Origin of the sequence: Methylobacterium organophilum, from assembly GCF_022179465.1 — a bacterium.
Lineage (GTDB): Bacteria > Pseudomonadota > Alphaproteobacteria > Rhizobiales > Beijerinckiaceae > Methylobacterium > Methylobacterium organophilum.
In genome coordinates, this window is sequence record NZ_BPQV01000015.1 from 71325 (window position 1) to 93975 (window position 22651).

At 67.6% G+C, this 22651-nt stretch carries 20 protein-coding genes, 1 tRNA gene and 2 pseudogenes; 14 read left to right on the forward strand and 9 right to left on the reverse strand.

Annotated features, from left to right (window positions below):
• Entirely contained in the window at positions 1-1311 is a 1311-nt protein-coding gene (oxlT, locus tag MFF21_RS21265) for an oxalate/formate MFS antiporter (RefSeq protein ID WP_238313772.1), read from the reverse strand.
• Between the two features lie 306 nt (positions 1312-1617).
• On the opposite strand from oxlT, the gene MFF21_RS21270 reads away from it, so the two are divergent.
• The 3 genes from MFF21_RS21270 (at position 1618) to MFF21_RS21280 (ending at position 3241) form a co-directional block, all read left to right on the forward strand.
• On the forward strand, positions 1618-1821 hold the full coding sequence (locus MFF21_RS21270; protein WP_238313774.1) for a CsbD family protein: 204 nt from the start codon (positions 1618-1620) through the stop codon (positions 1819-1821).
• 120 nt (positions 1822-1941) lie between these two features.
• The gene (locus tag MFF21_RS21275) at positions 1942-2358 is read left to right on the forward strand and encodes a CsbD family protein (protein ID WP_238313776.1); all 417 of its coding nucleotides are present in this window, start codon (positions 1942-1944) and stop codon (positions 2356-2358) included.
• A 109-nt stretch (positions 2359-2467) separates the two neighbouring features.
• Positions 2468-3241 (forward strand): creatininase family protein, encoded by a 774-nt coding sequence (locus MFF21_RS21280; RefSeq protein ID WP_238313778.1) that lies wholly within the window; start codon positions 2468-2470, stop codon positions 3239-3241.
• Positions 3242-3245: 4 nt separating this feature from the next.
• On the opposite strand, the gene MFF21_RS21285 is transcribed toward MFF21_RS21280, so the two are convergent.
• Both MFF21_RS21285 and MFF21_RS21290 read right to left on the reverse strand, forming a co-directional pair.
• Positions 3246-4841: a DHA2 family efflux MFS transporter permease subunit gene (locus MFF21_RS21285; protein ID WP_238313780.1), complete on the reverse strand. Its 1596-nt coding sequence runs from the start codon at positions 4839-4841 to the stop codon at positions 3246-3248.
• Positions 4842-4846: 5 nt separating this feature from the next.
• Positions 4847-6070, reverse strand: coding sequence for an HlyD family secretion protein (locus tag MFF21_RS21290; RefSeq protein WP_238313798.1), 1224 nt, complete (start codon positions 6068-6070; stop codon positions 4847-4849).
• 121 nt (positions 6071-6191) lie between these two features.
• On the opposite strand from MFF21_RS21290, the gene MFF21_RS21295 reads away from it, so the two are divergent.
• From MFF21_RS21295 to MFF21_RS21305, 3 genes are all read left to right on the forward strand, one after another.
• The gene (locus MFF21_RS21295; RefSeq protein ID WP_238313799.1) at positions 6192-6839 is read left to right on the forward strand and encodes a TetR/AcrR family transcriptional regulator; all 648 of its coding nucleotides are present in this window, start codon (positions 6192-6194) and stop codon (positions 6837-6839) included.
• A gap of 116 nt (positions 6840-6955) precedes the next feature.
• Entirely contained in the window at positions 6956-7600 is a 645-nt protein-coding gene (locus MFF21_RS21300) for a DUF47 domain-containing protein (RefSeq protein ID WP_238313800.1), read from the forward strand.
• A gap of 9 nt (positions 7601-7609) precedes the next feature.
• Positions 7610-8617 carry an inorganic phosphate transporter gene (locus tag MFF21_RS21305; protein WP_238313801.1) on the forward strand — a complete coding sequence of 336 codons (1008 nt, stop codon included), beginning with the start codon at positions 7610-7612 and terminating at the stop codon, positions 8615-8617.
• Positions 8618-8624: 7 nt separating this feature from the next.
• Here the strand turns inward: MFF21_RS21305 and MFF21_RS21310 are convergent, their stop codons facing one another.
• Positions 8625-9200 carry a sigma-70 family RNA polymerase sigma factor gene (locus MFF21_RS21310; RefSeq protein WP_238313802.1) on the reverse strand — a complete coding sequence of 192 codons (576 nt, stop codon included), beginning with the start codon at positions 9198-9200 and terminating at the stop codon, positions 8625-8627.
• Positions 9197-9418 (reverse strand): NepR family anti-sigma factor, encoded by a 222-nt coding sequence (locus MFF21_RS21315; protein WP_238313804.1) that lies wholly within the window; start codon positions 9416-9418, stop codon positions 9197-9199. Before MFF21_RS21315 ends, MFF21_RS21310 begins: the two co-directional genes overlap by 4 nt.
• A gap of 361 nt (positions 9419-9779) precedes the next feature.
• On the opposite strand from MFF21_RS21315, the gene MFF21_RS21320 reads away from it, so the two are divergent.
• A tRNA-Thr gene (locus MFF21_RS21320) sits at positions 9780-9855 on the forward strand.
• Positions 9856-10094: 239 nt separating this feature from the next.
• On the opposite strand, the pseudogene MFF21_RS21325 reads toward MFF21_RS21320, so the two are convergent.
• The 4 genes and pseudogenes from MFF21_RS21325 to MFF21_RS21340 form a co-directional block, all read right to left on the reverse strand.
• Positions 10095-10412 (reverse strand): annotated as a pseudogene (locus MFF21_RS21325) (transposase); the annotation flags it as partial.
• 108 nt (positions 10413-10520) lie between these two features.
• Positions 10521-11732, reverse strand: coding sequence for an ABC transporter substrate-binding protein (locus MFF21_RS21330; RefSeq protein ID WP_238313806.1), 1212 nt, complete (start codon positions 11730-11732; stop codon positions 10521-10523).
• Positions 11729-13318 (reverse strand): ATP-binding response regulator, encoded by a 1590-nt coding sequence (locus MFF21_RS21335; RefSeq protein WP_308445696.1) that lies wholly within the window; start codon positions 13316-13318, stop codon positions 11729-11731. The genes MFF21_RS21330 and MFF21_RS21335 overlap by 4 nt, the downstream gene beginning before the upstream one ends.
• Complete coding sequence (locus tag MFF21_RS21340; protein WP_238313808.1) at positions 13315-13980, reverse strand: response regulator transcription factor; 666 nt, start codon at positions 13978-13980, stop codon at positions 13315-13317. Before MFF21_RS21340 ends, MFF21_RS21335 begins: the two co-directional genes overlap by 4 nt.
• Positions 13981-14465: 485 nt before the next feature.
• Between MFF21_RS21340 and MFF21_RS21345 the strand changes: the two genes are divergently transcribed.
• From MFF21_RS21345 to MFF21_RS21375, 7 genes and pseudogenes are all read left to right on the forward strand, one after another.
• Positions 14466-15767, forward strand: coding sequence for an ABC transporter substrate-binding protein (locus MFF21_RS21345; protein WP_238313810.1), 1302 nt, complete (start codon positions 14466-14468; stop codon positions 15765-15767).
• A gap of 24 nt (positions 15768-15791) precedes the next feature.
• Entirely contained in the window at positions 15792-16562 is a 771-nt protein-coding gene (locus MFF21_RS21350) for an ABC transporter ATP-binding protein (protein WP_238313812.1), read from the forward strand.
• Positions 16559-17320, forward strand: a complete 762-nt coding sequence (locus MFF21_RS21355; protein WP_238313814.1) for an ABC transporter ATP-binding protein — start codon at positions 16559-16561, stop codon at positions 17318-17320. The genes MFF21_RS21350 and MFF21_RS21355 overlap by 4 nt, the downstream gene beginning before the upstream one ends.
• Before the next feature lie 7 nt (positions 17321-17327).
• Entirely contained in the window at positions 17328-18239 is a 912-nt protein-coding gene (locus tag MFF21_RS21360; protein WP_238313816.1) for a branched-chain amino acid ABC transporter permease, read from the forward strand.
• A gap of 2 nt (positions 18240-18241) precedes the next feature.
• Positions 18242-19879, forward strand: coding sequence for a branched-chain amino acid ABC transporter permease (locus tag MFF21_RS21365; RefSeq protein ID WP_238313825.1), 1638 nt, complete (start codon positions 18242-18244; stop codon positions 19877-19879).
• A 36-nt stretch (positions 19880-19915) separates the two neighbouring features.
• A complete protein-coding gene (locus tag MFF21_RS21370; protein WP_238313833.1) occupies positions 19916-22234 on the forward strand; it encodes a N,N-dimethylformamidase beta subunit family domain-containing protein in 2319 nt (772 codons plus the stop codon).
• 71 nt (positions 22235-22305) lie between these two features.
• Positions 22306-22639, forward strand: a pseudogene (locus MFF21_RS21375) (transposase); the annotation flags it as partial.
• Positions 22640-22651 lie beyond the last annotated feature (12 nt).

Below are 22651 nucleotides of genomic sequence, written 5' to 3' on the forward strand. Positions count from 1 at the left end.
TCAGCGGCTCCGCGCGATGAAGCGGGCGCGCATCGGCTTGAGCACGAACATCGCCAGGAAGCCCGCCACGAACGCCATGGCCGAGGCGAGGTAGAACACGTTCTGCCAGGAGCTGGTGACGGTCTGGATGTAGAGGAACAGCGGCAGCATCAGCGAGGCCGTGCCCTTGGCGGTGTAGAGCAGGCCCGCATTGGCGGTGGCGTTCTTGTCGCCGTAGGTGTCGGCGCAGGTCGAGGGGAACAGCGAGTAGATCTCGCCCCAGGCGAAGAACACGAGGCCGGTGAGCAGCACGAAGGCCATCGGCGAATGGGCGAACATGCCCAGCGCCAGGATGCCCGCGCCCTCGATCATGAAGGCGAGGAACATGGTGTTCTCGCGCCCGATCCGGTCCGAGATCCAGCCGAAGACGGGCCGCGTGACGCCGTTGAGCACCCGGTCGATGGTCAGCGCGAAGGTGAGCGCCGGCAGGGTCAGGCCGAGGAGCGAGACGGGGATCGTGTCAACGTGGAAGTCCTTGGCGATGGGCGCGAGCGAGGCGGTCGCCATCAGGCCGCCGGCGGCCATCATCACGAACATCGCGTACATCAGCCAGAAGACCGGCGTGCGCACCATCTCGGCGGAGGAGTACTGGCGGCGCGTGGTGGCGTTGGGGGTCGCGCGGCCGGCCAGCATCCGGTCCTTGTAGGCGGCGCTCGGCGAGGAGAGCAGCAGGGCGGCGACCATCACGACGATGCCCTGGCCGAGGCCGAACATCAGGAAGGTGTGCTCGTAGCCGCTGTCGCGGATCATCGCGGCGATCGGGATGACGGTGAGCGCCGAGCCCGCGCCGAAGCCCGCGGCCGTGAGGCCGGCGGCCAGGCCGCGGCGGTCCGGGAACCACTTGAGCGCGTTGCCGACGCAGGTGCCGTAGACCGCGCCCGCGCCGATGCCGCTGACGGCGGCGGCCAGGTACAGGAACCACAGCGAATCCGCGACCGAGTTCATCGCCCAGCCGATGGCGCAGAGCGCGCCGCCGAACAGCGTCACGATCTTCGGGCCGTAGCGGTCGACGAACCAGCCCTCGATCGGCACGAGCCAGGTCTCGGTGAGGACGAAGATCGTGAAGGCGACCTGGATCGCCGGCTTGCCCCACTGGTACTTGTCGTTGATCGGGTTGACGAACAGCGTCCAGCCGTACTGCAGGTTCGCGATCATCGACATGCAGAGCACGCCGAGGACGAGCTGGCCCCAGCGGCCGAAGATCGGCGCATCCGCCTTCGCGCCGGCGAGGGCGGTCGTACCGGGAAGGGGATCGGCGGCGTGCACGGCCATGGGCGCGTCCTCGGTCTTTAAATCTTTTTGGGATTATCGGTTCTAGACATACGAATTTTGAATTCAACAACCTTCGCCGCCATTTGGCTGAAAGGCTTCCGCAAAATATTTGGCCGGATGCCGCAAAAAATTTGAACGGCGCTGCCGCAGCGGCGGGAGAACCCAGCGTCCCGGGGCAGCCTCGCCAAGCGTTCACGAAACCATCATCGCATCGTCGACGATGGAACAATCCGATGAACCACACCGTTCAGCTTCGCCGATCGCGTCCAAGACCGGATGCGACATCGAAATGAACGGAGTGATCCGATGAGCAGCACCACTGACAAGATCAAGGGCGTCGCCAACGAGGCCGCCGGTTCCGTGAAGCAGAGCGTCGGCAAGGTGACCGGCAACGAGAAGCTGCAGGCCGAGGGCAAGGCCCAGGAGCTGAAGGGCAAGACCCAGAAGACCGTCGGCGATGCCAAGCAGGGCGTGAAGAACGCCGCCGACGCGGTCAAGAAGAGCCTCTGAGCCGCACCGGTTCGGGCCGCGCGGACGCGGCGCCCGAGCAGCCGATGCGAACTCAGGATTCCGGAGCGGCGGGCCTGCCCGGCCCGCCGCTCCGGCCCCCAGACGACGAACGAGGACGGCATGAACAGGGACCGTATCGAAGGCGGGATCCGTCACATTCGCGGCCGCGGCAAGACGGCGCTCGGCGCGGTCGCCGGCAATGCGGGCCGCCAGCTCGAAGGCGCCTACGATCAGGTGGCGGGCGCGGCGCAGCACGCCTATGGCGACGCCCGCGAACGCGTCGAGGAATGGCAGCGGGAAGGCCGTCACTTCGTCGACGAGGCGGTCGAGCGGGGCCGCGACCTGCGCGAGGAGGCCTATGACCGGGGCCGTGCCCTGCGGGACGACGCCTATGAGCGCGGCCGCCATTACCGCAAGGAAGCCAGCCGCCGCGGCCGGGCGCTCGCCCACCGCGCCGAGGAGAACAAGGCGGCGACGGTCCTTCTCGTCGCGGCCGGCGCCTTCAGCCTGGGCTGGCTGCTGAGCCGCCGCCGCTGAACGCGAAAAGACGGGCCCCGCCGAGCCGCCATGGCGGCAGGGGGGCTTGACGCGTGGGGCGTGCGGCCGGTCTGCGTAGCGGGGCTGTCACGCCACCACGGAGACGACGATGCCGGCACGGGCCTGGGCCGACCTGACGACGCGGGATGTGTCCACCCGCGACATGAGCCGGGCGATCGCGGTGCTGCCCGTCGCCGCCGTCGAGCAGCACGGGCCGCATCTGCCCCTCGGCACGGACACCCTCATCGCCGAGGGCTATCTCGCCCGCGTGACCGCCCTCGTGCCGGCCGAGCAGGACGTGCTGATCCTGCCGGTCCAGGCGGTCGGCAAGTCGGACGAGCACGATTCCTTCCCCGGCACCCTCACCCTGACCGCCGAGACCGCCCTCGCGGCCTGGACGGGATTGGGGGAGGGGGTGCTCAGGGCCGGCTGCCGCAAGCTGGTGATCGTCTCCTCGCACGGGGGCAACAGCGCGCTGATCGACCTCGTGGCCGGAAACCTGCGGGCGCGCGGCATGGTCGCGGTCACCACCTCCTGGAGCCGGCTCGGCGTGCCGGAGGGGCTGTTCCCGCCGCAGGAGGTGCGCCACGGCATCCATGCCGGCGGTATCGAGACGGCGCTGATGCTGGCGCTCCGGCCCGATCTGGTGCGTCAGGACGCGATCGCGGATTTCGTGCCGCGCACCCGGGCGATGGAGCAGGACTTCGCCCTGCTGCGGGCCGGGCGGCCGGCGGCCTTCGCCTGGAAGGCGGAGGATCTGCATCCTTCGGGCGCCATCGGGGACGCGACCCTGGGCAGCGCGGAAGCCGGCGAACGGCTCCTCGACCACGGCGCGCGGCTCTTCGTGGATCTCCTGGCCGAGGTCGACCGCTTCCGCCTTTGAGGCCTCAGTGGCCGCCGCCCCCGGCGCCCGCCCGCGGCCGGCGGATCAGCGGCGTGGCGCAGGCCATGGCCAGGAACAGGCCGGTGAGGACGAGGAACACGTCCTCGAAGCTCATCACGAGGCCCTGGACGCGCACGGTGTTCGTCATGGCCTTGAGCGCCATGCCGCCGGCATCGCCGCCGAGCACCTCGAACTGCTTGCGCATGGTCTCGAGCCGCTCGAGCGCTGCGGTGTTGGACCAGCTGAAGCGCTCGTGCAGCCTGGCGAGATGCAGGTCCCAGCGGTCGTTCAGGAGCGTGTTGATCAGCGCGAGGCCGACCGCGCCGCCGAGATTGCGGGTGAGGTTGTAGAGGCCCGACGCGTTCTTCATCCGCTCCGGGGGCAGGGTGCCCAGCGCGATGTTGTTGATCGGGATCATGCACAGCATCAGCGAGCAGCCGCGCAGGACCTGCGGCCAGAGCAGCTCCCAGAAATCCCAGTCCTTGGTGAGCCCCGTGACGATCCAGGTGCCGAAGGCGAAGCCCGAAAAACCCATCGCCATCAGCAGGCGCGGATCGGCCTTGCTCAGGAAGCGGCCGGCGATCGGGGCGGTCGCGAACATGCAAAGCCCCGAGACGAACATCGTCTCGCCGATCTGCAGGGCCGAGTAGCCGCGCACCCGGGCGAGATAGACCGGGTAGAGATAGGTGAGCCCGTAGAGGCCGATGCCGAGCACGAAGCTCGCGACGCAGCCGGCGGCGAAGTTGCGGTCGGAGAAGGCGCGCAGATCCACGATCGGCTGGCGCGCGGTGAAGGCGCGGGCGAAGAACAGCAGGCCCGAGACCGCGCAGACGAGGGCGCAGGCGAACACCGCCTCGTCCTGCAGCCAGTCGTGGTTCGGCCCTTCCTCCAGCACGTATTCGAGGCAGCCGAGGAAGCCCGCCATGAAGGCGAGGCCCGCCCAGTCGAAATGGTCGAGGAGCTTCAGGTTCGGCTTGTCGAAATCGACGAGCAGGATGGTCGCGACCGTGACGAAGAGGCCGGGCACCACGTTGATGAGGAACAGCCAGTGCCAGGAGAACAGGTCGGTGAGGTAGCCGCCGACCGTGGGGCCGATGGTGGGGGCGAGCGTCGCCACGAGGCCGATCATCGGCGAGACGATGGGGCGCTTGGAGGGCGGGAAGATCGTGAAGGCGGAGGCGAACACGGTCGGGATCATGCCGCCGCCGATGAAGCCCTGGAGCGCCCGCCACACGATCATCTGGTCGATGGTCGAGGAGGTGGCGCACATCAGGCTCATCAGGGTGAACCCGCCCGCCGAGATCGCGAACATCCAGCGGGTCGAGAGCACCCGGGAGAGCGTGCCCGAGAGCGGGATCGAGATGACCTCGGCGATGAGGTAGCTCGTCTGCACCCAGGGGATCTCGTCGCCGGAGGCCGAGAGGCCGGCCTGGATCTCGTTGAGCGAGGCCGAGACGATCTGGATGTCCAGGATCGCCATGAACATCCCGAAGACCATGCACAGGAACGCCACCATGCGGCGGCGGTCGAGGGGCGGCTCGGCCGGGCGCGCGGCCGGAGGGGCTCCGGCGCTCGGGGCGAGGGCGGCCGTGGCGGCCATGGCGGTCAGTCCCGCGGACCCGCGTGGGCGGTGCGCAGCAGCGGGGCCTGCGCGCCCTCGCGGGTATCGACGCGCACCACCACCGAGAGGCCCGGGCGCAGCAGGCCCTCGCGGGCGACGTCGTCGGGCACATGCACCCGCACGGGCAGGCGCTGCACGATCTTGGTGAAGTTGCCGGTCGCGTTGTCCGGCGGCAGCAGGGAGAAGACCGAGCCCGAGGCCGGCGACAGGAATTCCACGGTGCCGACGATGTCCCGGTCGGGATAGGCGTCGACATGGATGTGCACGGGCTGGCCCGGGCGCACCCGCTCAACCTGCGTCTCCTTGAAGTTCGCGTCCACCCGCACGCTCTGGAGCGGCACCAGGGCGGCGATGCGCGAGCCCGGGGCGACATAGGCCCCGGCCTCCACCGCCTTGTTGCCGACGACCCCGTCGAACGGCGCGCGGATCACGGTGAAGTCGAGGTCGCGCCGGGCCCGGTCGGCCGCGGTGCGCAGCTCCGCGGCGAGGTTCTCCGCCTCCCGCTTCTGGGCCTGCAGCACGTCGACATTGGCCTTCGCCGCGACGAGGGCGGCCTCCGCCCCCTTCAGCGCGGCCTCCGTGCGGTCGCGGTCGGCCTTGGCCTGGTCGATGCGGGACTTGGCGACGTAGTCGGCCTGGATCTGCGTGGCGCGGACATAGTCGGCGGCGGCGCGCACGGCATCGGCCCTGGCCGCCTCGACCTGGGCCGCGCTCTGGCCGACCTGGGCCTGCGCCGCCTCGGCCTGGCGGCCGATGCGCGCGATCGTGCTCTCCTGCGTGGCGAGCTTGTCCTGCGCCGCCTGCAGGGCCAGGCGGTAATCGCCGTCGTCGAGCCGGGCGATCACGTCGCCCTGCTTCACGGATTGCCCGTTCACGACGGGCACCGCCTGGAGGTAGCCGGAGATCTTGGCGGCCAGGACCGAGATGTCGGCCTGGACATAGGCGTCGTCCGTCGCGACGAAGAAGCGCCCGACCGTCCACCACTGCCAACCCTCGTAGCCGCCGCCGGCGAGCGCCGCCGCGAGCAGGGCCGTCAGGACCAGCTTCCGGCGGGAGCGCTTCGCGGGCGCCGGCCGCGGCGGGGTGCGTGCGGTCTCCGGGGCGGCGTTGGGGACCGGCGCGGGCAGAGGCGCCCTGCCCGGCTCGGCCTCGCCGCGGCTCTCGATGACCGGCTCGTCGCGCCGCGTCTCGTCCTCGCGAAGGGACATGTCTGGCTCCGGAACCCTCTCTGACCGAACCGTTCGGTCAATGAGCGATGCGGCTTGACCCGCAGGTGGCTGACGGCCTATCTAATCTGACTGAACGGTTCGGTCAATGGAACTTCGCGTCATGTCCGTACAAGCGGCGATCCAGGGAGACGGCGCGGCCCGCGCCGCCGCCGAGAGCGACAAGCGCCGCCAGATCCTGGAAGGCGCCCGCCAGGTCTTCATGGCCTTCGGCTTCGACGGGGCCAGCATGGGCGAGATCGCCCGGGCCGCCGGCGTCTCCAAGGGCACCCTCTACGTCTATTTCGCGAGCAAGGAGGACCTGTTCGAGGCCCTGACCCTCGAGCAGAAGCGCGGCCTCGCCGAGGCCCTGTTCAAGCTCGACCCGGAGGATCCCGACGTGCGCGGGGCCCTGACCCAGCTCGCCGAGACCTATCTCTCCGAGCTCGCCAAGCCGCAGCACATCTCCCTCGTGCGCATGGTGATCGGGGCGACGGAAAAATTTCCCCGCTTCGGGCAGGCCTTCTACGAGGCGGGACCCGCCTGCGGCATCGGCCGGCTCACCGACTATCTCGACCGTCAGGTCGCCGCGGGGCGCCTGCGCAAGGCCGACACCGAGCTCGCCGCCAAGCATTTCCTGCATCTCTGCCAGGCCGGCCTGCTGACGCGCCTGCTCTTCGCGGCCGGCGGGCCGCCGACCCGGGCGGAGATGGAGCAGCGGGTGGGGGAGGCGGTCCGGGTCTTCCTGGCCGGTTACGGGCCGGAGCTCTGACCGCGTCGCGCGCATTCCGGAAACGCATGCTCTTGACGCGGCGATATGCCGACTAAGTGTGCGATGTTGCGCCGGCTCCGCTTCCTGCGGCGGCGGCTTTTCTTCCGCGAGGTCCGATGCTCGGCTGGTTTCGTGCGCTGATGCCGCGGGAGGACCGCTTCTTCGTGCTGTTCGAGCGTCATTCGCGCACCCTGGTCTCGGGCGCCGAGGCGTTGGAAGCCCTGCTCGCCGGCGGCGAGGGGGTGGCCGAGCATTGCGGCACCATCGTCGCCCGGGAGGAGGAGGCGGACACCATCACGGCGGAGGTGCTGCTCGCCGTGCGCCGCAGCTTCATCACCCCCTTCGACCGCGGCGACATCAAGGACCTGATCCAGTCGATGGACGATGCCATCGACCAGATGCACAAGACCGTGAAGACCATCACCCTCTACGAGCAGCACGCCTTCGAGCCGCTGATGCGGGAGATGGGCGGCACGGTGGTGGAGGCGGCCAAGCTGACGGCCCAGGCCGTGCCGCTGCTCAGCGCGATCGGCAGCAATGCCGGCCGTCTCCAGGAGATCACGGAGGCGATCACCCGGGTCGAGGGCCGCTCGGACGAATTGCACGAGGAGGGCCTGCGCGCCCTCTACAGGGCCAAGGGGGGCGCCGACCCGATGGCCTACATGATCGGCCGCGAGATCTACGACCACCTGGAGAAGACGGTGGACCGCTTCGAGGACGTCGCCAACGAGATCAGCGGCATCGTCATCGAGAACGTGTGAGGGCGGCCCGTGCAAAGCGTCCAGCTCGCCCTGCCCTGGCTGATCGGGCTGATCGGCATCGCCCTCCTGTTCGACTTCCTGAACGGGCTGCACGACGCGGCCAATTCCATCGCCACCATCGTCTCGACGCGGGTGCTGCGGCCGCAATACGCCGTGCTCTGGGCGGCCTTCTTCAACTTCATCGCGTTCCTGTTCTTCGGGCTGCACGTGGCCCAGACGCTCGGCACCGGCATCGTCGATGCCGCGATCGTCGATCCGCGGCTGATCTTCAGCGCGCTGATGGGGGCGATCGCCTGGAACGTGATCACCTGGGTGCTCGGCATCCCCTCGAGCTCCTCCCACGCCCTGATCGGCGGCCTCGTCGGCGCGGGCATCGCCAAGGGCGGCCTCGGGGCGGTGGTCTGGGGCGGCCTGACCAAGACGGCCGCCGCGATCGTGCTCTCCCCCCTCGTCGGCTTCGTCCTGGCCCTGCTCCTGGTTCTCGCGGTCTCCTGGATCTTCGTCCGGCAGACGCCGTTCGCGGTCGATTCGACCTTCCGCGTCCTGCAATTCGCCTCGGCCTCGCTCTATTCCCTCGGCCATGGCGGCAACGACGCCCAGAAGACCATGGGCATCATCGCGGTGCTGCTCTACTCGCAGGGCCATCTCGGCGAGGGCTTCCACGTGCCGCTCTGGGTCGTGCTCGCCTGCCAGGCGGCCATGGCCCTCGGCACCCTGATGGGGGGCTGGCGCATCGTCCACACCATGGGCTCGAAGATCACCCGGTTGAACCCGATGCAGGGCTTCTGCGCCGAGACCGGGGGCGCCCTGACCCTGTTCATGGCCACGGGGCTCGGCATCCCGGTCTCCACCACCCACACCATCACCGGCGCCATCGTCGGGGTCGGCGCCGCCCGGCGCACCTCCGCCGTGCGCTGGGGCGTGGCCAGCAACATCGTCGTCGCCTGGGTGCTGACCCTGCCGGCCGCGGCGCTGATCGCGGCGGGCACCTACCTCCTCACGGCCCTCTTCGGCTGAGCCCGGCTCAGGGCGCGCCGCCGAGGGCGGCCCGGGTCAGGCCATCGGCGCCGATATCGTCCGTGCCCTGCATGCCGAGCGCCTCGATCAGGCGCCCCCGCGCCCGGCTGACCCGGCTCTTCACCGTGCCCACGGCCACGCCGCAGATCGCGGCGGCCTCCTCGTAGGTGAAGTTCTGGGCGCCCACCAGGATCAGCGCCTCGCGCTGGCTGTAGGGCAGGCGATCGAGGGCCGCGCGGAACTCGCCCATCTCCACCCGGATCTCCTGCTCTGGCAGGCTCGACAGCCGCGCGGCATGGGCGCCGTCGGCATCCTCGATCTCGCGCTTGCGCTTGCGCTGCTCGGAATAGAACAGGTTGCGCAGGATCGTGAACAGCCAGGCGGTGAGGTTCGTGCCCCGGCGGAAGCTGTCCGCCTTGGTCCAGGCCCGCACCAGCGTGTCCTGCACGAGGTCGTCGCTGCGGTCGAGGTCGTAGGTCAGGGAGAAGGCGAAGGCGCGCAGCGCGGGAATCGCGGCGAGCAGGAGCTCGCGCATCTCCGCATCGACGAGGCCGGCGGCGGGGGTGAGCGGCTGGGTCATCATGAGCCCTCCTTGCTCGTCGGGGCGGCGGGCAAGGCCGCGATCAGCGCGGTGAAGCGCTCGGGCAGGGGCTCGTCGAGGAGGCCGCCATAGAGCGCGCGCAACGCGCGGCCGATGCGTCGGCGCGCGGCCGCTTCGAGGCCGCGGCCGTCCGGTCGCCGGGGCCGCCCGGCCGGGGGTGGGCACGGTGCGTCCGTGCGTCCGTCGCGATCCCTCGTCATCTCTCCTCACCACCGGGCCGCGGCCGTTTCCGGCGGCGATGGGACGGCTCGGCCTGCCGGCCGGCCCGTCGGGCCCGTGCGTCGGCTGTTCTTCGAGGGGAGGCTGCTATCGGGGTGCGATTTAACCCCGTCTGAAACCGCTATTCAGACTTTCTTCATCGGCCCGGTCATGATGAAGCCGTGAAGACGGGGAATGTTTCCGGATGTTTCTCGCGGCGCAAGCACATCTTGCCGGAAGGACTTGCGCGCAACTGATCTAAGCTTGACCATGATACGCGGGGCCGCGCGGCGGCTCCGGACCCTTCGCCCCGAGCGACGGCTTGCGCGGGGCTGCGCCGGCTGTTAGCGGATTCGCGGTTTCGCCGGTTTAGCTCAGTTGGTAGAGCAACCGCCTTGTAAGCGGTAGGTCGCGAGTTCAAGTCCCGCAACCGGCACCATCCTAATCTTCTGTAATTGCTGCCCGATATCGCCCGGGGGCGCCTCGAAAGAGCGCCTCCCGGCGATGCCGCGCGAGTACAAAGACAGAACATCCGGGACCCTCCGGAACGGCTGTGCCACCGTAAGCGCCAACGAGGGGCGGGCCATGCTCACCGACATCTCCGACCAGGACCTAAGGCGAGCTGGACGCCATGAGCGTGGCCCAGGCGACGGACTTCAAGATTGCCGCGGTGTCCGTGATGCCCGCAACCGCCTGCCGGCGTCGCTCGGGGGCTCCAAGTTTCCCGCGGCGACGTCTGCCAGCATCTGCTTCTCTAGGGACAGATCGGCCACGAGCCGCCGCAGCCGCGCGTTCTCGCGCTCAAGATCCTTCATCTTCCTGGCTTGGTCGACCTGGAGGCCGCCGTATTCCTTGCGCCAGCGGTCATAGCTCTGCTCGGAGAACTCCGCCTCCTTAGCTGAGCCAGCGCCAAGCTCTTGCCCTGGGCTGTCTGCACCTCGATCTGGCGCAGCTGAGCACAACCTGCTCCGCGCTCGTCTTCTGACCTCGCCGCATGCCCGACTCCTTCGGTCCGGGCTGATCCTCTCAATCAGACCGGTCCAAAGCCAGCCGGTCAGGTCAGGCGTCTAGCGGTGCTAAGTATGCTTGTTACGTACCGACGCGCTACGACATCCAGCTTGGAAGCCGAAATGCTCCGGTTCGATAAGGGTCAGGAGCGATCAAGACCTGATCAGCGGTGTGGTCCTGAATTTGGAAGAAGAGATGCGGCATTCCAAGTGATGGATCGCTGACGACGTTCGGATACGGAATGGCGGATTGGGTCGCGACATCGTATCGGATCGTGCCGACGACGCTCCGATAGATCGTGCGCCGGAGGCGCGCGGCCACGCGCCGGTTCTGCTCGAAATGACCGGGAGGAGCCGTCCCTCCTTCGAGCGCCGCGGCGATCGCGTAATGGTGCAGAGCGACATAGGTCTGCGCGCCGACGCTCGGCGTCGAGCTGGCACCGAAGCGCGCCCGATAGCGTTGCGCGAAGGCGTTGCCCATCGCGTCGGGCAGCAGGCCGACGACCGTGCCGACGATGATCCCTTCGGCCGAGCGGCCGGTCGCGGCCGTGAACGCCTCGTGCATGGCGCCATACTGAAGATAGACGAGGGCCGGGATCGGGGCACGCATGAACTGCTGGTGGAAGGCCGCGAGATCGCCGGCGAAGAAATGGGTGTTGGCGATCACGTCGGGACGGCTGTCCCGGAGCAGGGAGAGGGCCTGCGACCAGTCGGTGCGCGGCGTGCGCACGACTTTCGGACCACAGCAGATCTCCCAGCCGAACTGGGGGGCCGCGGCCGCCATCGCGTTGGCGATGACGATGCTGTAGGGCGCCGAGCCCGAGATGATGGCGATGCGGTTGCTTGCAGGACGCCACTGGCCGGTCTCTCTCAGCCAGGAGATAAATTTGATGAAGCCTTGTCCGTACCAGTACTCGGCTGGATCGCTCATGAAGCAACCGAAATACCGTTCCGGGTTCGAGGTGACGGTGTCGTGGTGCTGCAGCAGAGTGTTGTGGTGAATGTAAAGGATGCCGGCATCGGCGATCGGTTCGTATTCCGAGTTCTGTGGGCCGATGTTGTATCCGCAGATGATCGCGTGGACGCGGTGAAGGTGGATCAGCACTTGCGCGCCGGCCATAACCGCCTCGGCGTTCTGGCGACCCGTGTCGACGAAGACCGGGGCGACCGGGCGGCCAAGGATGCCGCCGGCGGCGTTGATCTCCTCGCTGGCCAGGATCAGCCCGTTGCGAAACTCGATACCGTCGGCGGATGAGGCGCCGGTGAGCGGCACCAGGCTGCCGATGGGGATCGGAGCGGACGCGCTCATCGCTCGCCTCCTTGGTTGGATAGCGGCTCCGCCGAGAGCGAATCGGTGGTCTCGTACAGGAGACGGTGCATGAGGACCCGCAGGCGCGGCGGGCTGATCGGCTTCGTCAGGACCGGGAAGCCGAGGTCTCGGATTCGGGCGTGGCTCTCCGCGTCGGCGTCGGCCGTCACGATCACGCAGGGCAGGTCCGCCCCGAGATGGGCGCGCAGCCGGGTGCAGACCTCGGTGCCGCGCTCATGTCCCGACAGCCGGTAGTCCGAGAGGACAAGGAGCGGCTCCAGCGCCCCGCTTACGATCGCCGCCTCGACCTCGGCAAGGCGGGCGCAGGCGGTCACCTCCATGCCCCAGCGCTGGAGCAGCCCGGTCAGTACGCGGCGCAGATCCGCGTCGTCCTCGATGACGAGCACGGGCAGGCCGGCGAACTGCCCGGCCAGCATCTCGCTGATCTCGGTCTCCGCTACCTCGCTCTGCCAGACGTCGCCGAGCGGCACCTGGATCGAGAAGGTCGAGCCTTCCCCGAGCCGGCTCTCCAGCAGGATGGGGTGGCCGGCCAGCTCACTGATGCGCTTGGCGATGCTGAGCCCAAGGCCGAGCCGCTTGCGCTGACCGTCTTCCGCCCGCCCGATCCGGTAGAACTCCTCGAAGATGCGCTCCTGTTCGTCCGGCGCGATGCCTGGGCCGGTGTCGCGGACTTCGATCCGGCAATGGGTCCCCTCGCTCACACAAGCGACGGTTACGCGGCCGACAGGCGTGTAGGTGATCGCGTTCGCGACGAGGTTGGCAAGCACACGCTCAAGGAGGGCCTTGTCGGTGACGATGGGGAGCGCACAGGGCAGCACGTCGAGGATCAGGCCCTTCTCCCGGGCGAGCGGCTCGAACTGGATGCGCAGGCGGTCCAGCAGGGCGGAGGCGGGGAAGGTGGCCTTGCGCGGCACGATGTTGCCGGCATCGAGCTGACCGATATGCAGGAGCGCGCGGATGAGATCCTCCATGACCTCCACCGACACGTCCATGGCGTGCAGCGCTTCGCGGCGCGCCGCCTCGTCGCTCAGCGACAGACACGTGTAGATCAGGATCTTGAGGGTCGCGAGCGGCTGACGCAGATCGTGGTTGGCGGCGCGCAGGAAGCGCGACTTCGTCAGGTTGGCGGTCTCCGCAAGGTCCCTGGCGGCCTGCAAGGCGCGCTCGCCGCGCTTCAGGCGGGTAATGTCCTGCACCGACAGGACGAGCCGCCCGACCTCATCCCGGCTTGGCAGGAACTCCAGGACGCGTCCGTCGGCCATCGGCACCTCTCGAGCCTCCTCGCGCCAGACTGCGGCAGCGAGGTCCGCGGCCCAATCCCGAGGCTTGGTCTCGACTACAGCCTCGTGGGTTCGAGCGAGCGCCGACAGAAATGCGCCGAGTGTCTCTCCCGGTGAGAGGGTTTTCGACACCCGATCGAACATGGCCTTGAGCCGTCCATTGGCGGCAATCAGCCGCCCGTCACGCGCGAACACCGCAAGGCCGAAATGAGCGCCCTGCAGCGCCCCCCAAATCGTATTGAGGTCGATCGGCGACAATGGAGCCGGGGCAGGGGCATCGCTCACGGGACCCCGCCATCCGGTGAGCGGATTCCACCGTTTCGCAGCTGCGTCACCGCATAATGCATCAGCGCCGAGCGATCCTCGACACCCAGCTTCTTCATGATGCGCGTGACGTGGACGCGGACCGTGTGCGGGCTGAGCCCGAGGTCGCCGGCGATGCGCGCGATCGAGCGTCCGCGGCCGAGGAGCGCGACGACCTCGACCTCGCGCCGGGTGAGGGCGGCTTTCTCCATTGCCGGAGCCTCTCCGGAGGCGGGCTGCATCGGTCCGCCCTCCAGGATGCGGCGCGGAAACGAAACCTGTCCCGACAGGACGAGAGAGAGCGCCGTCACGATCTCCTCCGGCTTGGCGGATTTCGGAATGTAGCCGACGGCGCCGAGCTGGATCGCCCGCATGATCCGCTCACGGTCCTCATGCACCGAGATGACGACGATCGGCACGTCGGGATGGCGCCGCCGCAGGTGCTCGATCTCGCCGTCCCCGCGTATGCCTGGCATGACGAGGTCGATCAGGAGGAGGCCGATGTCGTCGCGGGCGCGCAAATGTGTCTCGACCTCGGTGAACGTGGCCGCCTCGATCACCTCGATGTCGCCCTGCACGCTGCGCAGGACCTGCTTCAGGGTCTCCCGCACGATCCAATGATCGTCGGCCACCACCACGCGCATCGTCCCGCACCTCCCTTGCTGCGAAGCTTCGTCCAACCGCGCCTCTCGGAACTTGCATAGTCCGGATGCGGCGATCGGGCGACCGTTGATCCGGAATCGGTTCCCGAGTCCGGCCTACGCCTCGTTAGAAGGCGATTCGCCAGCGAGTAATCAATTTGATTATATCACATGGCGGCGAACGTCCAGCTTAACTACGAAGCACGCGTTCAACCGCTGCAGGAGATTGGCATCGTCGCCTCTCAGAAATCACCTTTTATAACAGCATATTAGTGCCGAGACTGGCGTCCGTGCGCCGGACCTGAAGGCGGCGCCGATTTGGGCAATTTGCCTAATTATTCTCGCCAAAAAATTTTTCCTGACAGGAATTGACACGTAGCCATAAAGATTATCCCATGTGTAAATCAGGAGCGGGTTTTCGCGGCGAACAACGCCCGAAGACAGCACCCTTTTTCCGGCGACGCGCTGGATATTTCCGGAGGTTTTCGATGAAGGATCGTACCGTCGACCGCAGACAGGTGGTGCAGGGCTTGGCGGCAGGCGCCGCGCTTGCCGCGGGCGGGGCGGGTCTCGCCTCCGCCGTCATCCCGGCTCCCGCCATCGCCAAGCCGTCCGGTGAGCCGATCGTCCTCGGGCTGACGATCTCGCAGACCGCGGCCGCGGGCGTCGCCGACCATCAGGATCACTTCAACGGCTCGACGCTGGCGATGGAGGAGATCAACGCGGCCGGCGGCATCCTCGGCCGGCCGCTCCAGTTCAAGGTCGTCGATGTCGATCTTCTCAACGCCGAGAGCTGCCAAGCGGCGATCCGCAGCCTCGTGGACCAGAAGGTCCACGCCATCTCCTCGCCGTTCCTGTTCGTCCCCATCCCGGCCATGGACGCCTCGGTGGCGTATGGCTGTCCCTACGTGAACGGCAACACCCAGCGCGCCGCCACCGATCTCACGGCGGCGCACCCTGACAAGTACGGCCATATCTTCCAGATGGACCCGTCTGAGGTCTATTACGGCGAAACCTTCCCGATCTTTCTCCAGGATCTCGAGAAGAGCGGCGCCTGGAAGCCGAAGAACAACAAGGTCCACATCGTCCAAGAGCAGATCGCCTACAATCAAACGATCTCGCGCTCGTGTCAGGAGGCACTCAAGAAGAGCCGCTTCGAACTCGCCGCGGTCACCGACATCCAGTACCCCGTCCAGGATTGGGGGCCGGTCATCCAGAAGATCAAGGAGGTCGGCGCCGGTACCGTGATGATCGACCACTGGGTCGCCGCCGAGTACGCCGCCTTCGTCAAGCAGTTCCGCTCCAATCCTCTGAAGGACAGCCTCGTCTATCTCCAGTACGGCCCCTCGCAACCGGAGTTCCTCGAACTCGCCGGGCGTGCCGCGGAAGGTTTCGTCTGGAGCACCGTGCTCGGCGTCTATGCCGACGAGAAGGGCAAGGCGTTCCGCGAGAAGTACAAGAAGCGCTTCCCCGGCAAGGTCATGGGCCTGTGCTACACCGGCGCCGGCTACGACATTGTCCACATGATGAAGGACGTCTGGGAGAAGACCGGCAAGCCGGAAGACTTCAAGGCGAACTGCACGGCACTGCGCGAAGGCGCGTTTCGGGGCGTCTGCGGCTGGTCGCTTATGGGCAACAAGCGCCAGGAGGCGGTGCAGTACCCGGTCGGGACGCAGGACATCGAGAAGGGCATGAGCCAGCTCTATTTCCAGGTCCAGAGCCGGGAGAGCAAGATCATCTATCCCTTCGCGCTCAAGGAGACCGAATACAAGACAGTGCCTTGGGCTTGAGACCCGGACATGAGGGCTGAAGTCATGGATATCGCAGGCAGCGGCTCCGCAGGGATCGATGTCGGCGCAGCGCTCTTCGCCTGCACGGACATCGCTCTCGACCTTGGCGGGCGGGAGATCCTGAAAGGCATCTCGCTCTCCGTCGCACCGGGCGAGGTGCTCGGCATCATCGGCCCGAACGGGGCGGGCAAGACCAGCCTGTTCGAGGTGCTAAGCGGGCGCACCGCACCCAAGCGCGGGCGCGTCACCTTCGAGGGGCGCGACATCACCGGGCTGAAACTCTACGAGCGGGCGCGGATCGGCATCGGCCGCACCTACCAGACCCCCGTCGTGCCCGAGGATCTCACGGTCGGCGAAGTCCTGAAGGGCGCCCGGCAAGCCTATACGCCCTACCTGACCCGCCACCACGCCGAATGGGGCCTGGAACTCGTCCATCTCGGCGTGGACGAAGCCATGCCGGCGAGCCGGCTGGAGACATTGAACCGGCGCAAGCTGCTTCTCGCCTGCCTGCTTATGCGCCGGCCCAAGCTGCTGCTGCTCGACGAGCCGGCGGCGGGACTCATCAACGCCGAAGTCGACGAGCTCGACCACCTGATCCGCCTCCTCTCGAAGGAGATGGGCATGTCGATCGTAATCGTGGAGCACCGGATCGAGCTCCTCGAGACCATCGCCGATCGCGTCATGGTGATGGATGCGGGCGAAAAGGTCGTCGAGGGGAGTCTGTCGACGGTGTTGGCCGATCCCCGCGTCCACGCCGCATATTTCGAGCAGGTTGAGGAGGGCGAGCTGACATGATCGGCTTCCTGGCACGACGACGTCCCCCCGAACCCGAAACCGACGGATCCATCCTCGCGATCCGCGGCCTCTCGGCCGGCTACGGCCCGATGCGAGTGATCCACGATCTCGACCTGATCGTGCGGCCCGGCGAGCGCCTCGGCATCGTCGGCCTCAACGGCCACGGCAAGTCGACGTTGTTCCTGGCCATCGCCGGCTTGACCGGCTGGCAGCGGGGGTCGATCCGCCTCAACGGCCGCGAGGTCGGCGGTTCGCGCAGCCAGGGACCGGGCCGCTACACCCATCACGTCGTACGTCAGGGCCTCGCCCTGATGCCGCAGGGCGATGAGATCTTCCACGGTCTCACCGTCGAGGAACATCTCGACAGCGGTGCCTTCACGCCGCGCTCCTGGCGGGAGCGGGGCCCGCGCAAGGAGCGGGTGCTGGCGATCTTCCCGCCGCTGCGCAAGCTGATGGGCACGCCGGTCGGACGCCTCTCGGGCGGCGAGCGGCGCATGGTCTCCCTCGGGCGCGGGCTGATGGCCGACGCCTCGCTGTTCCTCGTCGACGAGCCCTCCCTCGGCCTCGCCCCGAAGATCGGCAAGGGCGTGATGGATGCGCTGATGGGGCTGGAGCTCGGCCGCTCGGCCATGGTCATCGCCGAGCAGAACGTGGCGCTCCTCGAAGGTCGGGTCGACCGCATCCTCGGCATGCATGTCGGCCAACTCAAGGGCGAGGCCTCGACCTCGCTCGCATCGCAGACCAAGCGCGAGCTGTGAGGTCACCGTGGATATCGGGTTCGTCATCGTCTCGGCCGTCACGCTGGCTTGCGTCTACGGCACGCTGGCCATCGGCCTCTCCATCACGTGGTCGAGTCTCGGCCTCGTCAACATGGCCTACGGCGTCACTTTCGCGGCGGCCGGCTACGGCGCGTGGCTCGTCGCCGAACAGTTGCAGGCGCTCGATGCTCTCGCCGACATGACGCTCGTCGTCGGCCCCGTGGTCATCCTCGCCGGCATCCTTACCGGCGCCGTTTGCGGCCTGATCGTCTGTGCGATCGCCTTCATCCCGATCCACGACAAGCCGAACTTCACCGTTCGCGGGCTGATCGCGAGCCTGGCGCTGAGCCTGATCGGCACGCAGCTCCTGCTCCAGGTCTTCGGCCCGCGCGCCAAGAACTTGCCGCCCCTGTTCGGGGATTGGGAGCTGCCGCTCGGCAACGTCGTCGTCACAGCCGACAAGGGCGGCGCCATGGTGACCTCGGTCGTGATGCTGGCGCTGGCGCTCCGCTGGATGCGATCGAGCCGGCGCGGCCTCGAAATTCGCGCCATGATGATGAACCCGCACGCCGCCTCCCTCGTCGGCATCGGCGTCCGGCGCACCGGCTTCTACGTGATGGCGCTGACGGGAGGGCTGGCCGGACTGGCCTCGGTGCTCCTGTCGCAGACCTACTTCATCAGCCCATTCAGCGGCCTCACGCCGCTCATCAAGGGCTTGAGCGTGGCGCTGCTGGGCGGCCTCGGTAGCGTTGGCGGGGCAATCGCCGCCGCGATCCTTCTCGGTGTCAACGAGGCGCTGACCTCGGCCCTGCTCGGCGGACAATACGTCCTGATCACACAGTTCCTCCTCATCATCCTCGTTCTGCTGGTCCGCCCCCGCGGAATCGCGGGCATCCTCGACAAGGCGCGGGAGGCATGACCATGGGCGAAGTCTGGAAGAACCCGCTCACTCCCTGGCGGGGCGACGCGGAGCCTGCGGAAGCGGCGAGCGATCCCTGGCGGGATCCGGGTGAGGTCTGGCGCGCCAAGCGTGCCTCCCATGTAAAGATGCACAAGGTCGGGCGCCTGCGCTACTTTTGGAAAGCGCAGGGCCATGGCGAGCGGACCTGGAACCGCCTTCGCTACTGGCCGACCAGGCGACGCGTGCTCGACATCCGCGGCGAGTACAACCCGAAGATCCTCCGGCGCGAGAAGACGATCCTCGACCGCCGCCCGATCTACTGGGCGCTCAGCTTCCTCGCCATCCTGCTCGCGCCGTTGGTCGTTCCCGGCGACCTGCAATCGACGCTGATCAGTGCCGGCACGGTGTTCCTGATCTACGCGGCGATCAACCTCTGCTGGACGCTGATTATCGGCACCGCCGGCATCTTCTCGCTGGCGACGATGGCGGTCGTCGGCGCGGCGGCCTACGGCGCGGCGGCGATGTCGGTCTTCTATGGCTGGCCCTGGTGGACGCTGCCCTTTGTCGGCGCCGGCATCGGCCTCGTCTTCGGGGTGGTGATCGCCCTGCCCGCGACCCGCCTCGACGGCTTCTACTACGCGCTGCTGACGCTCGGCCTGAACGAGCTGTGCCGGGTCTACGTGGTGCAGTCGCGCACCTTCGGCTCGGCGACCGGCGGCCTTTACGGGGCGGATTCCTTCATCCCGACGGGGCTCTCCCCCTTCGGAGAACTCGCCACCGGTTACTACGGGGCCTTCGCCCTGATGCTCGCGGCTCTCGCGCTGTTCCGGTTCGTCCACGGCAAGCGCCTCGGCCGCATCCTGCGGATGGCGCCGGAGAAGCGGGAGGCCTTCGCCCAGGCCGTCGGGATCGACTACCGGGCCGCGCGCATCCAGGTCTTCATCCTGTCCTCGGTGGCACTCGGGCTGATTGGCGGCTTCTACGCCTCCTACTTTCGAGGCGCCTCGCCCTCGCTGTTCTCCTTCGACGCGGTGCTGCTTGGCCTCGCCATGCTGGTGATCGGCGGCATCGGCCGCTCGGAAGGGGCGGTCGCGGGCACCTTCATCGTCATCCTGATCGACAAGGTCTTCCTGTCCCTCGGGCCGATCCGCCTGATCGTCATCGGCCTGATCATGCTGGGTGTGGTGCTGTTCCTCAAGAATGGACTCTTCGGGATCAAGCAGCAGTTCCGCGCCTGGCGGAACAAGAAGAAGAGTGAAAACCGCTCTTCGCGAGCGGAGAAAGGCGGAGAGATGCTTCCGGAAGAGGCCACCGAGACCGAGGACAAGGATCTCATCTACGCACGTCGCTTCGACAAGATGCAGCGTGATTACTTGAAGACAATCGTCTCCGAGCGGCTGATCGAAGAGCACCAGCGCAATCCGCTCGGACAGCACAGTGAGCCGCTCGAGCGCCTGCTCATGTACTTCCGGCGCCAGCCGCAGGTCGACAAGTACGCGATCACCGTGATCGAGCCGTTCAAGGCCTATCGGATCGTGGCCCTGTCCGGCCACCGCGGCGTCGCTCCCCGCCTCGTCGAAGAGAAAACCTACGCCACCGAGACCGAGGCTTACCACGCCGTGTTCCTGCGCCGCGTGCAAGATCTGCTCGAGTCCTAGGACTGGGTTCCCCATAATCCGCGACAGGAAAGCCCGATGTCTCAAGTCAAGCTGTTCGGCTACACGGATCGCATTTCTGCCAAGCCCGGCGAGCGCATCGATGTTCACGTCAACGCCGACGGTACGGATACGGCGGAAGCCCAGCTCGTGCGCCTCGTTCACGGCGACGCCCATCCCTCGGGGCCGGGCTATATCGAGGAGGAAATCGCCTGCGAAGCGAACGGGCTCTGGAAGGTCTGGAAGCAGTACACGCAGGTCGGCTCCTTCCTGCGCGTCGCCGATCCGGACCAACGCCTCGCGCCGGAGGGCAGCTTCACGGTCTTTACGTATCTCTGGTCGACGCTGCCGACGGTGGGTCTGCGCCAGTCCCTTGTCGGACGGTGGGACATCCGCTCGAACAAGGGCTTCGGCTTCGGCATCAACCGCAAGGGCTTCCTCGAGTTCTGGGTCGGTGATGGTAGCGAGGTCGACTACGTCGCCGCCGAGGCGCCCCTCGTCGCACGCATTTGGTACTTCGTCGCCGTCTCCTACGATGCCCGCACGGGCCGTGCCGAGATCTTCCAGGAGCCCGTCGTCAACCGCTACAACTCCCTCCTCGGCAAGGTCGTGCCGATGGACTACCGCTCCCACGTCGCCGAGACCCTCCGGTTCCGCCCCCGGCACGATCCGCAGACCCCCTTCCTGATCGCCGGCGCGCAGGACTGGCACGAGGCGCGCGGCCATTTCGTCGGTCAGTGCTTCTGCGGCAAGCTCGACCGCCCCGGACTGTACGGACGGGCTTTGAGCCGTGGCGAGATGGCCGCCCTCCAGGCCGGGCAGCGCCCCGCCGATGGTCTCCTCGCCTTCTGGGACACGACCGCCGGCTACACCGAGCGCGGCATCGGCGACACGGTGATCGACACCGGCCCGCACGGCCTCGACGCGGTCGGCTACAACCGACCGGTCCGCGCCCAGACCGGCTACAATTGGAACGGCCGCAACGACTGCTTCCGCCTCGCTCCAGAGGAGTATGGCGGCGTCGAGTTCCACGTCGACACCATGATCGACAGCAACTGGGGCGTGACGCGGACACTGACGCTGCCCGACAACTTGAAGAGCGGCGCCTACGCGATCCGCCTGCGGGCGGGTCCTGGCCGGGGACTCGCCGAGGAATACGTCGTGTTCTTCGTGCGCGCCAAGGTACCGAAGGCGCCGGTTGCCTTCCTGATCCCGACGGGCAGCTATCTCGCCTACGCCAACGAGCATCTGAGCTTCGACGCGCAGATCATCCAGCCGATGACCGGCCAACCACCGATCGTCGACGAGATCGACATCGAGATGTACAAGAACCCGGATTTCGGGCTCTCGACCTACGACAGCTACGAGGACGGGGCTGGCGTCTGCTTCAGCTCCTTCCGCCGGCCGATCCTGAACATGCGGCCCAAATACCGCATGTCGAGCATGGGCACGACGTGGCAGTTTCCGGCGGACCTCTCCGTCATCGCCTGGCTCGACCAGTCCGGCTTCGACTACGAGGTTCTGACCGAACAGGACGTGCACCTGGAGGGGCTCGCGGCCCTGAAGCCGTACCGCTGCGTCCTCTCGGGCACGCATCCCGAATATGTCTCCGAGCGCATCCTCGACGCCACCGAGGACTTCATCGCCGAGGGCGGCCGGTTCATCTACATGGGCGGCAACGGCTACTACTGGAACGTCGCCTACCGTGACGATGAGCCGTGGATCATGGAGGTTCGCAAGCTCGACTCCGGCATGCGTGCCTGGGCGGCGCGCCCCGGCGAGCACTACCTCCAGACGACCGGCGACAAGAGCGGCCTGTGGCGCAATCGCGGCCGCCCGCCCCAGAAGACACTCGGCGTTGGCTTCATCGGCGAGGGGTTCGAGAGCGGCAAGCCGTTCCGCCGCATGCCGGACAGCTATCATCGCACCGTGTCTTGGATCACGGAGGGGATCGAGGGCGAGATCATCGGCGATTTCGGCCTCGCGCAGGGCGGTGCGGCGGGACTGGAACTCGATCGGTACGACCTCAAGCTCGGCACCCCGCCGCACGCCAAGATCATCGCGTCTTCGGGCGGCCACACCGACAATTACGTGCTGTCGGTCGAAGAGGTGCTCTACGCCTATCCGGGCATGACCGGGACGCAGGATTACCGCATCCGGGCGGACATGGTGTTCTTCACCGCGCCGAACGGCGGCGCCGTGTTCTCGGCAAGCTCGATCGCCTTCGGCCAAGCCCTCCCCGTCGACGGCTTCAAGAACTCGGTTGCCAAGCTCCTCACGAACGTGGTCGGCGCCTTCGCGAAGAACGGTCCGATTCCGGGTGAAGCCTGGATCTCCGACGAGAAGCAATGGCGATAGACCGGAACAGGGATCAGGGTCATTCCGCTTCCTGCAGGAACAGGATCGAACATTGCGTCATCGATCCTGAGATGAGACGCAGTGGCTATCCGTGTGAGCAGGAGGCGGGGGTGGCGACCGCGGAGGTTTGCCGGAAGCACGGCGTCAGCTCGGCCACGTTTTACAAATGGAAGGCCAGGTTCGGCGGGCTCGAGGTCTCGGATGCGCGGCGTCTCAAGGAGCTCGAGGACGAGAACGGCCGGCTGAAGGAGGCTGGCCGACGCCATGCTCGACAACGCCGCGCTGAAGGATCTTTTAGGGAAAAAAGTGGTGACGCCCGCCGCCAGACGGGAGGCCGTGGCGTATCTCGCCGCGACCTTCGACATGAGCGAGCGGCGGGCGTGCCGGGGAGGCGGCGTGGATCGGCCAAATGCGTCG

Bases quoted from the DNA above. Each gene is read 5' to 3' on its own strand.
- oxlT (WP_238313772.1), bottom strand. From the start codon at position 1,311: ATGGCCGTGCACGCCGCCGATCCCCTTCCCGGTACGACCGCCCTCGCC.
- MFF21_RS21270 (WP_238313774.1), top strand. From the start codon at position 1,618: ATGAGCAGCACCACTGACAAGATCAAGGGCGTCGCCAACGAGGCCGCC.
- MFF21_RS21275 (WP_238313776.1), top strand. From the start codon at position 1,942: ATGAACAGGGACCGTATCGAAGGCGGGATCCGTCACATTCGCGGCCGC.
- MFF21_RS21280 (WP_238313778.1), top strand. From the start codon at position 2,468: ATGCCGGCACGGGCCTGGGCCGACCTGACGACGCGGGATGTGTCCACC.
- MFF21_RS21285 (WP_238313780.1), bottom strand. From the start codon at position 4,841: ATGGCCGCCACGGCCGCCCTCGCCCCGAGCGCCGGAGCCCCTCCGGCC.
- MFF21_RS21290 (WP_238313798.1), bottom strand. From the start codon at position 6,070: ATGTCCCTTCGCGAGGACGAGACGCGGCGCGACGAGCCGGTCATCGAG.
- MFF21_RS21295 (WP_238313799.1), top strand. From the start codon at position 6,192: ATGTCCGTACAAGCGGCGATCCAGGGAGACGGCGCGGCCCGCGCCGCC.
- MFF21_RS21300 (WP_238313800.1), top strand. From the start codon at position 6,956: ATGCTCGGCTGGTTTCGTGCGCTGATGCCGCGGGAGGACCGCTTCTTC.
- MFF21_RS21310 (WP_238313802.1), bottom strand. From the start codon at position 9,200: ATGATGACCCAGCCGCTCACCCCCGCCGCCGGCCTCGTCGATGCGGAG.
- MFF21_RS21315 (WP_238313804.1), bottom strand. From the start codon at position 9,418: ATGACGAGGGATCGCGACGGACGCACGGACGCACCGTGCCCACCCCCG.
- MFF21_RS21330 (WP_238313806.1), bottom strand. From the start codon at position 11,732: ATGAGCGCGTCCGCTCCGATCCCCATCGGCAGCCTGGTGCCGCTCACC.
- MFF21_RS21340 (WP_238313808.1), bottom strand. From the start codon at position 13,980: ATGCGCGTGGTGGTGGCCGACGATCATTGGATCGTGCGGGAGACCCTG.
- MFF21_RS21345 (WP_238313810.1), top strand. From the start codon at position 14,466: ATGAAGGATCGTACCGTCGACCGCAGACAGGTGGTGCAGGGCTTGGCG.
- MFF21_RS21350 (WP_238313812.1), top strand. From the start codon at position 15,792: ATGGATATCGCAGGCAGCGGCTCCGCAGGGATCGATGTCGGCGCAGCG.
- MFF21_RS21355 (WP_238313814.1), top strand. From the start codon at position 16,559: ATGATCGGCTTCCTGGCACGACGACGTCCCCCCGAACCCGAAACCGAC.
- MFF21_RS21365 (WP_238313825.1), top strand. From the start codon at position 18,242: ATGGGCGAAGTCTGGAAGAACCCGCTCACTCCCTGGCGGGGCGACGCG.
- MFF21_RS21370 (WP_238313833.1), top strand. From the start codon at position 19,916: ATGTCTCAAGTCAAGCTGTTCGGCTACACGGATCGCATTTCTGCCAAG.